We start from the raw sequence: 1536 nt of genomic DNA on the forward strand, positions 1-1536 counted from the left end.
GGTGACTGTTATTTCACACTCAAGGATGCCGGTGCCGAAGAGTGTAGATCTCGGTGGTCGCCGTATCATTAAAATACATGCTATTGGGGCATATCGCGCCGTGGTTTCTGGACACTGAGATTTACCAGTCGCCGGGATCGTTTCGCGTCAAAACTCAAAGGCATGAAAGATTTTCTCAGGAAGAATCTCACCACTAGCGATACACCGACTGTGATAAAGACGGTTATCCGTGTCGTCAGGGGGTGGGTGAATTATCACTACATATCCTATAATAGGCGCAAAGTGATTAGTTTCATCGAAAGTTGTAAGCGTCTACTTCTGCGATGGTTTAATCGTCGAGGTGGAAGAAAGCGAATGACATGGCAAAAGTTTAAGAAAATGCTCGATATCAATCGCTTTCCGCGAAAGGAGGATTTCAAAACTGCTTCGGTACTCTAATGTTCACTGAACTGACGTGGGGCGTCTGTTTACTTGGGAGCCGGATGCGGTAGTTCCGCACGTCCCGTTCTGAGAGGGTTCGGCCAGAGTAATCTGGCCGTTCTACTCGACAAAATTCAAGCTAAAAAGTGTAAAATCATATCGATACTCCCAGTCAAATAAACATAACATGTTGTTATTAATTTACAATACTTAAATTATATACTTTGACACGGGATTCAATCATGCAGTCAGGTTTTTTTGATCTTGATAATCGATATGATCAGCTAAGCAAGCTGAAAGATCCGCTTGTAGAACTAAATCAGATTATTGACTGGCGCCTATTTGCAGACCTTCTCGCAGAAACCACCACAAAGCCCAGGAAAAATGCAGCGGGGCGCAAGCCTTTTGATCGGGTAATGCTTTTCAAGATGCTGATATTGCAAAGAATGAATAATCTGTCAGATGATCGGTTGGAGTACCAGGTTAGAGACCGATTGAGTTTTATGAGGTTCTTGGGGCTTGGCTTATCTGGAACAGTACCTGATGCAAAAACTATGTGGGTATTTCGGGAAGAGATAAAGGAAAAAGACCTGACTGAACGTCTGTTTGCAAGATTTGACGAATGCTTGCGAGCGCTGGATGTAGAGCTGAAGTCAGGCCAGATGATTGATGCAACCTTTGTCACGGCACCCAAGCAACGTAATACGCGCGAAGAAAACAAGCTTATCAAAGAAGGCGCTGTTCCAATTGAGTGGGGACAGAATCCACACAAGTTGGCACAAAAAGATACCGAAGCACGTTGGACAAAGAAGAACAATGAATCGTTTTATGGTTACAAAGACCACGCCAATGTGGACAAGGCCACCAAACTGGTAACCGCATGGGAAATGGCTACAGCACAAGTTCATGACAGTCAGGTTTTGGAAGAAGTGCTTCAATCTCCTGAGATTGGCGGAGCAGAAGTTTATGCGGATTCAGCTTATCGAAGCAAAGCACAAGAAGAAAGTTTAGTTGCCTCAAATGTAAAACCATTTTCTGAGTTGGATTAAGTTGTCTCTTTTAGGTATTTTTAGAGGTGCCCTTGATCCATCCATCGCGTAACGCATAAAGCCCCTG

General features: G+C 44.0%; 2 protein-coding genes. Both read left to right on the plus strand.

Annotated elements, in window-relative coordinates; all coding sequences use genetic code 11:
* The first annotated feature begins 162 nt into the window (after positions 1-162).
* Positions 163-438 (plus strand): group II intron maturase-specific domain-containing protein, encoded by a 276-nt coding sequence (locus Q0241_RS22530; RefSeq protein WP_366941148.1) that lies wholly within the window; start codon positions 163-165, stop codon positions 436-438.
* Positions 439-662: 224 nt separating this feature from the next.
* On the plus strand, positions 663-1469 hold the full coding sequence (locus Q0241_RS04625; protein ID WP_299373847.1) for an IS5 family transposase: 807 nt from the start codon (positions 663-665) through the stop codon (positions 1467-1469).
* The last annotated feature ends 67 nt before the right edge of the window (positions 1470-1536 follow it).

Source organism: uncultured Kiloniella sp., assembly GCF_937128705.1.
In the GTDB taxonomy this organism is placed as follows: domain Bacteria; phylum Pseudomonadota; class Alphaproteobacteria; order Kiloniellales; family Kiloniellaceae; genus Kiloniella.